At 69.9% G+C, this 13,602-nt stretch carries 8 protein-coding genes; 1 reads left to right on the top strand and 7 read right to left on the bottom strand.

Translation table 11 applies throughout. From position 1 onward, the window contains the following. Positions 1-45 precede the first annotated feature (45 nt). Positions 46-2,202 carry an alpha/beta hydrolase domain-containing protein gene (locus FHT38_RS23265; protein ID WP_221213882.1) on the top strand — a complete coding sequence of 719 codons (2,157 nt, stop codon included), beginning with the start codon at positions 46-48 and terminating at the stop codon, positions 2,200-2,202. Between the two features lie 91 nt (positions 2,203-2,293). Here FHT38_RS23265 and FHT38_RS23260 read toward each other — a convergent pair whose 3' ends face one another. The 7 genes from FHT38_RS23260 to FHT38_RS23230 form a co-directional block, all read right to left on the bottom strand. After that, on the bottom strand, positions 2,294-3,733 hold the full coding sequence (locus tag FHT38_RS23260) for an efflux transporter outer membrane subunit (RefSeq protein WP_183493366.1): 1,440 nt from the start codon (positions 3,731-3,733) through the stop codon (positions 2,294-2,296). Further along, the gene (locus FHT38_RS23255) at positions 3,730-7,026 is read right to left on the bottom strand and encodes an efflux RND transporter permease subunit (RefSeq protein WP_183493365.1); all 3,297 of its coding nucleotides are present in this window, start codon (positions 7,024-7,026) and stop codon (positions 3,730-3,732) included. Before FHT38_RS23255 ends, FHT38_RS23260 begins: the two co-directional genes overlap by 4 nt. An 18-nt stretch (positions 7,027-7,044) precedes the next feature. Further along, on the bottom strand, positions 7,045-8,238 hold the full coding sequence (locus FHT38_RS23250) for an efflux RND transporter periplasmic adaptor subunit (RefSeq protein ID WP_183493364.1): 1,194 nt from the start codon (positions 8,236-8,238) through the stop codon (positions 7,045-7,047). Positions 8,239-8,691: 453 nt separating this feature from the next. Then, positions 8,692-9,111 (bottom strand): type II toxin-antitoxin system PemK/MazF family toxin, encoded by a 420-nt coding sequence (locus tag FHT38_RS23245; protein WP_183493363.1) that lies wholly within the window; start codon positions 9,109-9,111, stop codon positions 8,692-8,694. A gap of 6 nt (positions 9,112-9,117) precedes the next feature. After that, a complete protein-coding gene (locus FHT38_RS23240) occupies positions 9,118-9,387 on the bottom strand; it encodes a hypothetical protein (RefSeq protein ID WP_147242347.1) in 270 nt (89 codons plus the stop codon). A 158-nt stretch (positions 9,388-9,545) separates the two neighbouring features. Then, the gene (locus tag FHT38_RS23235; RefSeq protein ID WP_091730114.1) at positions 9,546-11,087 is read right to left on the bottom strand and encodes a peptide MFS transporter; all 1,542 of its coding nucleotides are present in this window, start codon (positions 11,085-11,087) and stop codon (positions 9,546-9,548) included. Positions 11,088-11,354: 267 nt separating this feature from the next. Beyond that, positions 11,355-13,529: a cation-translocating P-type ATPase gene (locus FHT38_RS23230; protein WP_310737420.1), complete on the bottom strand. Its 2,175-nt coding sequence runs from the start codon at positions 13,527-13,529 to the stop codon at positions 11,355-11,357. Positions 13,530-13,602: the final 73 nt, after the last annotated feature.

The following is a 13,602-nucleotide window of genomic DNA, read 5'->3' as shown; positions in this document are numbered from 1 at the left end:
GCAGGCTTCTTCCACGAGGCCCACGGCCTGACGGAGCCCACCCGCATGCGCAACGGCATCACGTCCTCGCGCGACCGGCGCGAGCGCGGTCGCGATCCCCGAAACGGCACCGCGCGCGCCGCCCTGCTGCTGGCGATCGCGGCCTTGGGCGCGCCCCCGGCGCAGGCGCGCGTGACGCGCATCGTCATCGACGAGGTGACGCCGCTGATCGGCGAGCAGCGCGGCTATGAACGGCTGCGCGGTCGCGCCTTCGGCGAGCTCGACCCGGCCGACCCGCGCAACGCGGTGATCACCGACCTGCGCCTGGGCGCGGACCCGGACGGCAAGGTGCGCTACGAGACGAACTGGGTGCTGACCCGCCCGGTCGGCCGCAAGGCCGCGAGCGGCTTCCTGTGGCACGACGTGCCCAACCGCGGCGGCGAGGTCCGGCTGCAGGCCGGCGAACTGGCCGCCGGCGACATCGGCCTGCGCAGCGGCTGGCAGGCCGACAACGCCGGCAGCACCGGCGTGCCGCGCTGGCGCCCGGAGGCGGCGCGCCACCATTACGTCCGCGTGCCCATCGCCCGCATCGACGGCGCGCCGGTGACCGGCACGGTGATGGCGCGCATCGTCAACCGGCGCGGCGCCGACTCGCAGCCGCTGCTGGTGCAGGGCAACCCGGTGCCCTACCTGCCGGTCTCGCTCGACACCTCGCGCGCCACCTTGACGATCCACACGCAGGAGACCGTCGACGGCCGCATCACCACGGCGGGCACCATCGATCCGAAGGACTGGGCCTTCGCCCGCTGCGACGCCGAGCACCCATTCCCCGGCCAGCCGGTTGACATCGATCCCACGCGCGCGCCGGACAACCTGCCGGTCCACGTCTGCCTGCGCGACGGCTTCCAGGCCGATCGCGTCTACCAGCTGACCTACACGGCGGGCAACGCCTACGTGCTGGGCGTCGGCATGGCGGCGTTCCGCGACGTCGGCGCCTTCTTCCGCCATGAGAAGGCGGACGACGCCGGGACGCCCAATCCGATCGCCGGCCAGGTGCGTGGCAGCGCGATCCGCGGCGTTTCGCAATCGGGGAACATGGTGCGGCAGTTCCTCTTCATGGGCCTGAACCAGGACGAGGCCGGCCGGCAGGTCCATGACGGCGCCTGGGCCATCATCGCGGGCCGCCGCGTCGCGGCGAACGCCCGGTGGGCGCAGCCCGACGGCGTGCTCGAGCTCTACCAGATGGGCAGCGAGGGCCCCCAATGGTGGGTCGACTGGCCGGACCGCGTCCGCGAGCTTCCCGCCAAGGGGCTGCTCACGCGTTGCACCGCCAGCAAGACCTGCCCGAAGGTGTTCGAGCATTTCGGCGCGGCCGAGGTCTATGCGCTGAAGCTCTCGCTCGAATGGGTGGGGTCGTCGGCCGATGTCGACATCCCGCTGGCGCCGGACGTGCGCCGCTACTACGTCGCCGGCAGCCCGCACGGCGGCGGGGTGGGCGGCTTCCGGCACGCCGGCGGGGCGACGCCGTTCAGCTGTCCGGGCAACCAGTTCGGGCAGGCGACGCTGGCGCCGAACCCGGTGCCGCATCGCGAGCTGCGCAACCTGCTGAGCGCGGCGATGCGCGACTGGGTGCTCAAGGGAGCGCCGCCGCCGCCGAGCCGCTATCCGACGCTGGCGCGCGGCGAGCTGGTCGATCCGACGCGCGAGGCCATGGGCTTTCCGCCCGGCGTGCCCGGCATTCCGGACAACGTCTTCAGGCCCGGGAACTTCGTGTTCCCGGTCTTCGATTACGACTGGGGGCCGGGCTTCGATCGTGTCGAAGCCGCGGGCGTGCCGGATCGCATCCCGCCGACGATCCGCCGCGTGCTGCCGGCCAAGGTGCCGCGGGTCGACGCCGACGGCAACGAGCTCGGCGGCGTGCCGACCGTGCTGACGATGGCGCCGCTGGGCACCTACCTGGGCTGGAACATCACGGCCAACGGCATCCACGCCGGCCAGGTGTGCAACTACGCCGGCGGCTACGTGCCATTCGCGCGCACCCGCGCCGAGCGCGAGGCCAACGGCGATCCGCGCCTGTCGCTGGAGGAGCGCTACCGCGATCACGCCGGTTATGTCGCGGCTGTGCGGAAGGCCGCGGACCGCGCGGTGGCGCAAGGCTTCCTGCTGGAGGCCGACCGTGAGCGGTTGTTGAAGGAGGCAGCGTCCAGCGACGTGCTCCGGTGAGGCCGCTCACCAAGCCATCGAGGCCCCTCTCCCGCAGCGCGGGAGCGCGCGAGAGGGGGGTGGGGGCGAGGGGTCCCCGCGGTCAGACCCCTCAGCGAGCCGCGGTCTGCGCGGGCGCCTCGCCGTCGATGCCGCCCGCCAGCGCCTTGTAGACGCCCACCAGCGAGGTCGCGGCTGCCGTCTGCGACTGCGCCAGTTGGTTGCGCGCGTTCAGCAGCTCCCGCTCGGCGTCAAGCACCGCCAGGAAATCGCTGATGCCGACCTTGAAGCGCTCCCGCGCGATGTTGGCGGCGCGCTCCGCCGAGACGGCCGCGTCGAACAGCGCCTGCGCCTGCTGCTGGCTGCGGTTGTAGGTCACCAGCGCGCCCTCGGTCTCCTCCAGCGCGGCGAGCACGGTGCGCTCGTAGCTGGCGAAGGCCGCTTCGTTGCGCGCATCCGCCGCCGCGATCTGCGCGCGGATGCGGCCGAAGTCGAGCAGGTTCCACACCAGCTGGGCGCCCAGGTTGTACGCATAGGCCGGCCCGTCGTTGAGGTCACCGATGCGCGAGGCGTTCTGCCCGATCGTGCCGCCCAGCGTGACGCGCGGGAACATCGCCGAACGCGCCACGCCCACGCGCGCCGCCGCGGCCGCCGCCTGCGCCTCGGCCGCGCGCACGTCGGGGCGGCGGCGCAGCAGGTCCTCGGGCGTGCCGATGCGGTCCAGCGCGATCGTCTTCAGGCCCGGCAACGGCTTGACGTCCGACAGTTCCACGTCCAGCGCCGTCGGCGGCTGGCCGGTCAGCACCGCCAGGCGATAGCGCGTGCGCGCCAGCGCCATCTCCAGCGCCGGGATCGTCGCGGCCGTGCTCTGGACCAGCGCGCGGGCGCGCTCGGTGTCGAAGCCGGTGCCCCGGCCCGCCTCCTGGCGGCCAGCCACCAGCTTCAGCGCGCCCTGCTGCGTGTCCAGCGACTGCTGGGCCACGCGCAGCTGCTCCTGCAGGCCGCGCAGCTCGAAGTAGTTGCGCGCCACTTCCGCCGCGACGCTGACCTGCGCCGACCGCAGGCCCGCCTCGCCGGCCAGCAGGTCGGCCGCGGCCGCCCGGCGTTCGTCGGACAGGCGACCGAACAGGTCGGCTTCCCAGCGCACGTCGAAGCCGACCGAGAACGCGTTGTTGGTCTGCGGGTTGCCTTGATAGTCCGGCGCCCGCACCCGCGCCGCGCCGGCGTTCAGGTCCACCGTCGGGAACAGCTGCGCGTCGGCGAAGCGCGACAGCGCACGGGCCTCGCGCAGGTTGGCCGAGGCCACGCGCAGGTCGGTGTTGGCCTGCAGCGCGCGCTGCACCAGGGCGTCCAGCCCGGCGTCATTGAAGCCCTGCCAGAAGCGGCCCACCGGCGCCTGCGCCAGCGTGCCGGCATCGCCCTGCGGCGCGTTGGCGAAGCCGGACGCCAGCGGCACCTCGGACTTCTTCGGCGCCGGCGCCGTCGAGCACCCGGTCAGCGCGACCGTGGCGGCCGCCGCGGCGGCCATCAGAGAGACTCGGAAGAACATCATGCGTGCCCCTTCGGCGAAGTGCCCTTGGGCGGGTCGGCGTCGTCGACGCCCGGGTGGAACGGGTGCGCGGCGGCATCGATCTGGTGACGCAGCTCCACCGCATGGGCGCGCTGCTTCTCGGTGCCCTTGCGCAGCAGCGCGTAGAACACCGGCGTCAGGAAGATGCCGAACAGCGTCACGCCCACCATGCCGGAGAACACCGCGATGCCCATCGCGCGGCGCATCTCGCTGCCCGCGCCGGTGCCCAGGATCAGCGGGATCACGCCGGCGCAGAACGCGATCGAGGTCATCAGGATCGGGCGCAGACGCATGCGGCAGGCATGGATCACGGCGTCGACCATGGACTCGCCGCGTTCCTCGAGCTCCTTCGCGAACTCCACGATCAGGATCGCGTTCTTGCAGGCCAGGCCCACCAGCACAACCAGCGCCACCTGCGTGAAGATGTTGAGGTCCCCCGCCTGCATGAAGGGCGGGAAGTGCGACAGCCAGACCCCGAACAGCGCCGACAGGATGCACATCGGCACGATCAGGATGATGGCCAGCGGCAGCGTCCAGCTTTCGTACTGCGCCGCCAGCACCAGCACCACCAGCAGCACCGAGATCGCCAGCACCGCCGCCATCGTCGGGATGGAGAAGCTGCCGGCCTTGATGTCGCGGGTGAGCCGGTCCTGGTAGGTCAGCTCGGTCCACTCGTAGGTCATGCCGCGCGGCAGGTTCTTCAGGCGCTGTTCCATCTCCGCCTCGGCCTGGCCGCTGGAGAAGCCCGGCTTCGCGGCGCCGTTGATGTCGGCGCTCGGGAAGCCGTTGTAGCGCGTCACGCGCGTCGGGCCGAAGGTCGGATCGACGTTCATCAGCGCGCCCAGCGGCACCATCTCGTTGCGCTCGTTGCGCGTCTTCAGATCGGTGATCGCGCTGGCGTTGGCGCGGAAGGGCGCGTCCGCCTGCACGATGACCTGGTAGGTCTTGCCGAAGCGGCTGAAGTCGTTGACGTACAGCGAGCCCAGGTTGATCTGCAGCGTGTCGTAGATGTCCTGCAGCCTCACGCCCATCTGCTTGGCCTTGGTCCGGTCGACGTGGGCGAACAGCTGCGGGACGTTGATGTCGTAGGTCGAGAAGGGCGTGCCGATGCCGCTCTTCTGGTCGCCGTAGATCGGCCCCAGCGTGCCCCAGACGGCGCCGTAGAGCGCCTGTTCGCCCAGGCCGTTGCGGTCCTGCACCTGCACCTTGAAACCGCCCGCGTTGCCCAGGCCGTCCACCGCCGGCGGCGGCACGACGAACATGCGCGCGCCCTGGATCTGCTGGATCGCGCCGTTGACCTTGCCCAGGATCGCGTCCTTGGACAGGTCGGCCGAGGTGCGCTTGTCGAAGTCGTCCAGGCCGAAGAACACGATGCCTTCGTTGGGCGCGGCCGAGAAGCCCGCGATCGACAGGCCCGGGAAGGCGATCGAGTCACGGATGCCCGGCACCTTCAGCGCGATGTCGCTCATGCGGCGGATCACCTCGTCGGTGCGGTCCAGCGTGGCGCCGGCCGGCAGCTGCGCGATGCCGATCAGGTACTGCTTGTCCGGCGCCGGCACGAAGCCTGACGGGATGCGCGTGAACAGCAGCGCCGTCAGGCCCAGCAGCACGGCGTAGACGATCAGCGCGGCCGACTTGCGGCGCAGGATGCCGGTGACGCCGCGGCTGTAGCCCTCGCTGCGGCGCTGGAAGAAGCAGTTGAACCAGTGGAAGAACCGGCCGAACAGCTTGTCCATCACCTTCATGATGGGGTCCTTGGGCGCGTCGTGCGGACGCAGCAGCAAGGCCGCCATCGCGGGCGACAGGGTCAGCGAGTTGAACGCCGAGATCACCGTCGAGATCGCGATCGTGACCGCGAACTGGCGATAGAACTGGCCCGACAGGCCCGGGACGAAGGTCAGCGGGATGAACACCGCGCACAGCACCAGCGCGATCGCGATGATGGGCCCGGAGACCTCCTGCATCGCCTTGATCGTGGCCGCGTGCGGCGTGAGGCCGTCCTCGAGGTTGCGCTCCACGTTCTCGACCACCACGATCGCGTCGTCGACCACGATGCCGATGGCCAGCACCAGGCCGAACAGCGTCAGCGTGTTGATCGAGTAGCCCAGCAGCAGCAGCACCGCGAAGGTGCCCACGATGGACACCGGCACGGCCAGCAGCGGGATGATGGACGCGCGCCAGGTCTGCAGGAAGATGATCACCACCAGCACGACCAGCAGCACCGCCTCGATCAGGGTGTGGATCACCTTCTCGATGGAGGTGGCGACGAAGCGCGTCGGGTCGTAGACGATGTCGTAGCTGACGCCGGCCGGGAAGTTGGCCTTGAGCCGCTCCATCGTCGCGCGCACGTCCTTCGAGATGTTCAGCGCGTTGGACTGCGGGGCCTGGAAGATGCCGATGCCGACCGCTTCCTTGTTGTTCAGCAGGCTGCGCAGCGCGTAGGTGCCGGGGCCCATCTCGACGCGGCCCACGTCGCGCACCCGCACCAGGCCGCCGGTGGCGGTGTCGGTGCGGATGATGACGTCGGCGAACTCTTCCTCGGTGACCAGGCGCCCCTGCGTGTTGATCTGCAGCTGGAAGTCGGTGCCCTTGGGCGCGGGCGGCGCGCCGACCACACCGGCGGCGACCTGCGTGTTCTGCTCACGGATCGCGTTGGTGACGTCGGTGGCGGTGAGGCCACGGCCGGCGAGCTTGGCCGGATCCAGCCAGATGCGCATCGCGTAGTCGCCCGAGCCGAACACCTGCACCGAGCCCATGCCCTGCACGCGCAGCAGCTCGTCGCGGACCTGCAGCTGCGCGTAGTTGCGCAGGTACAGCGCGTCGCGCGAGTTGTCCGGGCTGACCATGTGCACCACCATGGTCAGGTTGGGGCTGGACTTCTCGGTCGTCACGCCGATCTGCCGGACGATGTCGGGCAGGCGCGGCAGCGCGCGGTTGATGCGGTTCTGCACCGCCGTCTCCGCGGCTTCCGGATTGGTGCCGATCTTGAAGGTCACCGTCAGCGTCATGCCGCCGTCGGCGGTGGCCTGGCTGTCGAAGTACAGGACGTTTTCCAGGCCGTTGATCTGTTCCTCGAGCGGCGTGGCGACCGTCTCGGAGATCACGCGTGGGTTGGCGCCGGGGAACTGGGCGCGCACGACGACCTGCGGCGGCGCGACCTCGGGGTACTCGGAGATGGGCAGCCGGAAGATCGCCAGCAGGCCCACCAGGAAGATGAAGATCGAGAGGACCGACGCGAAGCGCGGCCGCTCGATGAAGAAGCGGGAGATATCCATGAATGACCTCGCGCCGGGTTACTTCGACGCGGCCGGGGCGGCGGGAGCGGCGCCTTGCGGCGGGGCGACCGCGCGGCCCTTGTCGTCGAGCTTGGCCTGCTGCGGCGTGACCGGAGCGCCGGGCATCGCATGCTGGAGGCCGTCGATGATCACCAGCTCGCCGGGCTTGATGCCCTGCACCGCGCGGTAGCCGTCGAACTGGGCGCCGACGACCACCGGCCGGGGCGCCACGATGTTGTTGGCGCCGACCACCATCACGACCTTGTTGGCCTGGTCGGTGCCGATGGCGCGGTCGGGGATCAGCGTCGCGGTGTAGCTGCCGGTGCCTTCGAGCTTGACGCGGGCGAACAGGCCGGGCGTGAAGGCGCCGTCCTTGTTGTCGAAGACGGCGCGGCCGCGGATGGTGGCGGTGGCCGGGTTCAGGCGGTTGTCGACGAAGTCCATGCGGCCTTCATGCGGGTAGCCCTGCTCGTTGGCCAGGCCGAGGTGGACCTTGCTGGCCTGCTCGCGCTTGGCGCCACCGGCGCGGGCGGCGGCGGCGTACTTCAGGAAGGTCGCCTCGCTGGCGTCGAAGTAGGCGTAGACCTTGTCGCTGGAGACGACGGTCGTGAGCACGGGCTCACCCACGTTGACCAGGTTGCCGGGCGTGACGTTGGCGCGCGAGCTGCGGCCGGTGACCGGGGCGCGGACCTGGGTGAACTCCAGGTTCAGGCGGGCCTGGGTCACCGCGGCTTCGGCGGCGCGGATGTTGGCGTCGTTGTTGCGGACGGCGGCCTTGAGCTGGTCGATCTCCTGCTGGCTGACGCCCTGGATCGAGACCAGCTTCTCGGCGCGGCCGAGGTCCGACTTGGACAGCTCGGCGGCGGTGCGCGCGGCGGCGAGCTGGGCCTCGGCGCGGGCGACCTCGGCCTGGAAGGGGCGGGGGTCGATGGTGAAGAGCGGTTCGCCCTTCTTGACCACCTGGCCCTCGCGGAAGTGCACCTTGTCGAGCGTGCCGGCGACGCGGGCGCGGATCTCCACGGTGTCGGGCGCTTCCAGGCGCGCGGTGAATTCATCGAAGTCCTGGACTTCGCGCGCGATCGCCGGGGCGACCGTCACGGGCGGGGGGCCGCCATGCTGTTGTTGTTGATCCTGTTGTTGTCCGCAGGCGGTCAGCAGCAGCGCCACGAAGGCGCCAGCGACGACATTGCGATGGAAAGACGGTCCGACCATGCATCACTCCCGAAAACGCCCGCGGCATCTGTTGCACCGCAGCGTGCGGCGGAATGTAAGCGGTCGGTGAATGACCGCAAAGTGCCGAGGGCAATACCTGTCCCTGAAGCTCAGGCCTTGTCAGGACGTCATTGACTGCCTGGGCAAGGTTGTGCGCAAGTCTCGTCGGGACGGATGCCGGAAAACGTCAGGAGGATTAGGCAAGGACGCCGGACTCCCTCTGAAAAGGGCCAGTCGAGACGCCCGACGGAGGAGCTCGCCTGCTGGGATTGAAGCGCTGCGTGTTCGAAGCGGGTGCGAGCAGTCGCCGTCGTGGCGCGGGGAAACTGAACCGGAACGGTGCGTCGCGGACGCCTTCGCCAGCATGACGTCCCTGTACGAAGGCATGGGCGCGAGGACGCCAAGAGATAGGTCGAACAGTCGGCAGCAGCCGCTGACCGAAGAGCGCGGAGTTCAGGACAGTCGCTTGGGCGGTCGCTTGGCCTCGTGAATCGCTGCTTGAAGCCGCCGACGGAGCGCGTCGTTGGTGAGATCCAGACGCCCTCGGCGAGGGTGAAGCGGCAACTTGCCAGGCGCCGGTGCAAACCATTCATCGTCGAAGGGCAGCGCATGCCGATTTACGAGGTCGAACTTGGTCGGCTTCACGAGACCTGTCTTCGCACTTGGCTCAACCACGAATTCGCCAGGAAACAGCATGTTCGTGCGGCGAGAGGTCGCGTACGCCACCACGACCACGCTGCCCTTCGGCTCTTCAACGGCCTCTTCGACCTGAAGAACAAGGGCCGGCCGCTCCTTGGGTCCCGGTACGCCGACGTGTTCGGGAAACCGGCACTGAACGATGTCGCCGGACTTGGGCCGCGGCGTCCAATACATGCGGCCTCACAGCAGGGTGTCCAGCACCTTGCCGCGGCGACGGGGCTCCGCCTTGGCGATCGCTTCGTGATGCTTCTTCGTGAGCGGCATGAACTTCTCCAATTCCTCTTCGTTGAACACCTCGTCCCTCAAGCGCGCGAGCGCAAACAGGACGGTCTGGGTTTCGTTGAAACCGAGCTTCTTGGCCATGGCACGCAAGGCGTCTCTCGACACCGTCGTGAGCGTGTCTTCCTTGAAGTTCAGCTTCAGCGCTTGTTGACTCGTGGCGGATGGCATGAGAGCTCCGTAGGGTATGGGGGTGCGGGATGCATAAACAATAGCCAATCCTTATGCATCGCTCAAGCGGAGCGCCTTCCCTCGCGGGCAAGAAAAAACCCGGGCAGCGCCCGGGTTCTTCGAGGGGGCGAACCCATCCGGGTTCGCGAAGGTCGCGCTCAATGCACCCCGTGCATCAGCTTCTTCATCCACGGGCTCAGCAGCATCAGCAGCACGCCGGCGGCGGCCGGGATGATGGTGAAGATCAGGAAGAAGGTGGACATCGAATAGGTCGACGAGATCGCATCGATGTAGGAGCCCGTCGCGCCTGCGATCTTGTTGGCGATCGCCGCGTTGACGAACCAGACCCCGAACATCAGGCCCAGCAGCCGCGCCGGCGCCAGCTTGGAGATGTAGGACAGTCCCACCGGCGACAGGCATAGCTCGCCCATCGTGTGCAGCAGGTAGGCCAGCGTCAGGAAGATCATGCTGACCTGCGCCGTCTTCGCGCCCGCCGGAATGCCCGACGCGCCATACGACAGCGCCGCGAAGCCCAGGCCCAGCAGCACCAAGCCGACGCCGAACTTCACCGGACCGCTCGGGTTCCAGTGACGCTCCCACATCTTGCTGAACATCGGCGCCAGGATCACCAGGAAGAAGGAGTTCAGCACCCCGAACCAGGTGGCCGGAATCTCCGATTGCTCCATCTGGAACTCACGCCCCAGCATCCACAGCGACAGCCCCCAGATCAGCGCCAGCGCCACCACCAGCAGGCCGTTGGACAGCGCGTACTTGCCCTCGGTGCTGCGGGAAAGCTTGACCAGCAGCCAGCTCAGGATCGCCACCGGGATCAGCGTCATCAGCGAATTGACGATCTTGAACACCAGCCCGCTGGTGCCCACCAGCGCGCGGTCGGTGTAGTCCGCCGCGAAGATCGTCATCGACCCGCCGGCCTGCTCGAAGGCGAACCAGAAGAAGATCGTGAAGAACGAGAACACGCCGATCGCGATCAGGCGGTCGCGCACGATGTGCGCCGGCGTGTCGTCCAGCGGCTCGCTCGCGTCCACCATCGGCGCGTCCTTGCTCGGCGCGCCGCCGATGTCGCCGAAGATGCCCTGGCCGAACCAGAACTGCAGCGCGCCCAGGATCATGAAGATCGCCGCCAAGCCGAAGCCGTAGTGCCAGCCGATCTTCTCGCCGATGTAGCCGCACAGCGAGATGCCGAAGAACGCGCCCGCGTTCACGCCCATGTAGAACAGCGTGTAGCCGCCGTCGCGCTGGCCCTCGTTGTCCTTCGAATACAGCTGACCCACGATCGCCGAGATGTTCGGCTTGAACAGGCCCGTGCCCAGGATCACCAGCCCCAGGCCGACGTAGAAGGTCGCCTTGGTGTCGAAGAACAGCGCGATGTGGCCGGCCGCGATGATGAAGCCGCCCAGCACCACCGAGCGCCGCGTGCCCAGCATCCGGTCCGCGATGTAGCCGCCGATGATGGGCGTCAGGTAGACCAGCATCGTGTACCAGCCGTAGAGGCTGGTCGCTTCCTCGCGGGTCCAGCCCCAGCCGCCCTTGGTCGTGGCCGAGATCAGGTACAGCACGAGCAGCGCCCGCATGCCGTAGTAGGAGAACCGTTCCCACATCTCGGTGAAGAACAGGACGAACAGGCTGTTGGGCTGGCCGAGGATGGTCTGCCGCGCTCCGGGAGTTTGAATTGTGTTCAAACGACGCTCCGTGATGGATCGCTGAGGGATCGATGACCCGGCGCTCCGGGTCACGGGAAACCGCGTTCCAGGGATCAGAACGCGTTTGCCGCTGGTCCAGGCCCCGGACCGGTCGATCCCTTGGGGCCCGCCAGCGGCAGGCGCGCCATTGTCAGCGAAAGGTCAGCGTCAACCGCCGCCTCGGGATTAGGGCTCACCCTAGGTCGCGCGGACCTTCCCCAGCGCCCTCGCACGGCGTCCATGGCCGGTTCACGCCGCGTCGACGGCTCAGGGGCGCTCCTCGCGCAGCAGACGCAGGCCGTTGAGCACCACCAGCAGGCTCGCGCCCGCGTCGGCCAGCACCGCCAGCCACAACGAGCCGATGCCCGCCAGCGTGAGCGCCGCCACGATCGCCTTCAAGCCCAGCGCCACGACGATGTTCTGCTTGAGCACGGTCGCCACCCGCTCGGACAGGCCGATCAGCTCCGGCAGCTTGCGCAAATCGTCCTGCATCAGCGCGATGTCGGCCGTCTCCAGCGCGGTCGCGCTGCCGGCGGCGCCCATGGCGATGGCGATGTCCGCACGCGCGAGCGCCGGCGCGTCGTTGACGCCGTCGCCGATCATCGCGACCGGCCCCTGTTCATCGGCCATCCGCGCGATCGCGTCGAGCTTGTCCTGCGGCAGCAGCGGCGCGCGCACCGCGTCCTCCGGCAGGCCGAGCCGGCCCGCCATCGCCACCGCGCTGGCGCGCTGGTCACCGCTGAGCATCGTCAGCGCCAGGCCGCGAGCGCGCAGCGTGCGCAGCACCTCGGCGGCCTCGGGCCGTGGCGTGTCCGACAGCGCCAGCAGCGCCAGCGTCTGCGGGCCGCGCATCAGCCAGACCAGCGTGTGGCCCTGCCCCTGCAGCGAACGGGCCGCCGATCGCGCTTCGTCGTCGACGGCGCCGCGCTGCTCGGCCAGCCGCTCGTTGCCGAGCGCGAAGTCCTGACCCTCCAGCTGCGCGGTCAGGCCCAGGCCGGGCAGGTTGCTCAGATGCTCGACCGGCTCCAGCGCCGTGCCCAGCCGCTGCGCATGGGCCGCGACAATGGCCTGCGCCAGCGGATGCGCGCTGCCGGCGTCCAGCCGCGCGGCCAGATGCAGCGCCTGGTCGACGCTCACCGACGGGTACAGCGGCTGCACCGCCGCCAGCTGCGGCCGGCCTTCGGTCAGCGTGCCGGTCTTGTCGAAGGCCAGGGTCTTCAACTGCCGGGCGCGCTCGAGGTACAGCCCGCCCTTGATCAGGATCCCGCGCCGGGCGGCCGCGGCCAGGCCGCTGACCACGGTGACCGGCGTCGAGATCACCAGCGCGCAGGGGCAGGCGATCACCAGCAGCACCAGGCCCTTGTAGATCCAGTCGCCCCAGGCGCCCAGTCCCAGCAGCGGCGGCAGCACCGCCAGCGCGACCGCCACCAGCACCACCGCCGGGGTGTAGACACGGGCGAAGCGGTCGATGAAGGCCTGCGTCGGCGCGCGCTGCGACTGCGCCTGCTGCACGGCCGCGGCCATGCGGTCGAGCAGCGTGTGGCCCTTGTCCGCCGTCACCGCCATCTCCAGCAGGCCGTCGCCGTTGATGCTGCCGGCCAGCAGCGTGTCGCCGGGGGCCTTGTCGACGGGCATGGCCTCGCCGGTCAGCGCGGCCTCGTTCAGGCTGGAGCGGCCGCTGAGCAGCCGGCCGTCCAGCGGCACCCGCTCGCCCGGCGGCACGCGCACCCGCGCGCCGATCGCCACCTGCGCCGCCGGGACGGTGGTCCAGCGTCCGTCCTCGCCCTGGACCTGCGCGGTCTCCGGCGCCAGTTGCGTCAGCGCGCGGATCGCATCGCGGGCGCGGGCCAGGCTGAGGCTCTCCATCATCTCGGACAGGCCGAACAGCCACACCACCATCGCCGCCTCCGGCCACTGGCCGAGCACGATGGCGCCGATCACCGCCAGGCTCATCAGCAGGTGGATGTTGAGCGTCACGCTCTTGAGCGCGATCCAGCCCTTGCGCAGCGTCGGCAGGCCGCCGAGCAGCATGGTCGCCACCGCCAGCGCGATCACCAGCGGACCGGATTCATCGAAGCCGGCGAAGGCCAGCGCCTCCGCCGCGATCGCGGCCACGCCCGCCAGCGCCATGCGCCAGCGCAGGCCGGTCGAGATCGCCGGCGGCGGCGCGGGCGGCGCGGCGGCGGTGTCGACGGCCTCGGCGCTCATTCCGGCGGCCGAGATCGCGGCGCGCAGCGGGGCGTCGTCGGGCAGGCGGTGATGGACGTCGAGCAGGCGATTGATCAGGTCGAACTCCAGGGCGACCACGCCGTCCTTGCCCTGCAGCTGCTTGCGCAGCAGGCCCTCCTCGGTCGGGCAATCCATGCCGGCGATGAAGTAGCGCTGCCGCGTCGTCCCGGCCAGGGCCTCGGCCGAGACCCGCGGCGCGGGCTCGACGGCCACGTCGCCGTGGTGATGGTCGTGGTCATGGCTGTGTCCGTGACCGTGGGTGTGTCCGTGGTCATGCGCGTGAGCA

The sequence above is a fragment of the Mitsuaria sp. BK041 genome (assembly GCF_014193085.1).
Lineage (GTDB): Bacteria > Pseudomonadota > Gammaproteobacteria > Burkholderiales > Burkholderiaceae_C > Roseateles.
This window is presented reverse-complemented; position numbering and strand designations above follow the sequence as displayed.

Bases quoted from the DNA above. Each gene is read 5' to 3' on its own strand.
- FHT38_RS23265 (WP_221213882.1), top strand. From the start codon at position 46: ATGCGCAACGGCATCACGTCCTCGCGCGACCGGCGCGAGCGCGGTCGC.
- FHT38_RS23255 (WP_183493365.1), bottom strand. From the start codon at position 7,026: ATGGATATCTCCCGCTTCTTCATCGAGCGGCCGCGCTTCGCGTCGGTC.
- FHT38_RS23245 (WP_183493363.1), bottom strand. From the start codon at position 9,111: ATGTATTGGACGCCGCGGCCCAAGTCCGGCGACATCGTTCAGTGCCGG.
- FHT38_RS23260 (WP_183493366.1), bottom strand. From the start codon at position 3,733: ATGATGTTCTTCCGAGTCTCTCTGATGGCCGCCGCGGCGGCCGCCACG.
- FHT38_RS23250 (WP_183493364.1), bottom strand. From the start codon at position 8,238: ATGGTCGGACCGTCTTTCCATCGCAATGTCGTCGCTGGCGCCTTCGTG.
- FHT38_RS23240 (WP_147242347.1), bottom strand. From the start codon at position 9,387: ATGCCATCCGCCACGAGTCAACAAGCGCTGAAGCTGAACTTCAAGGAA.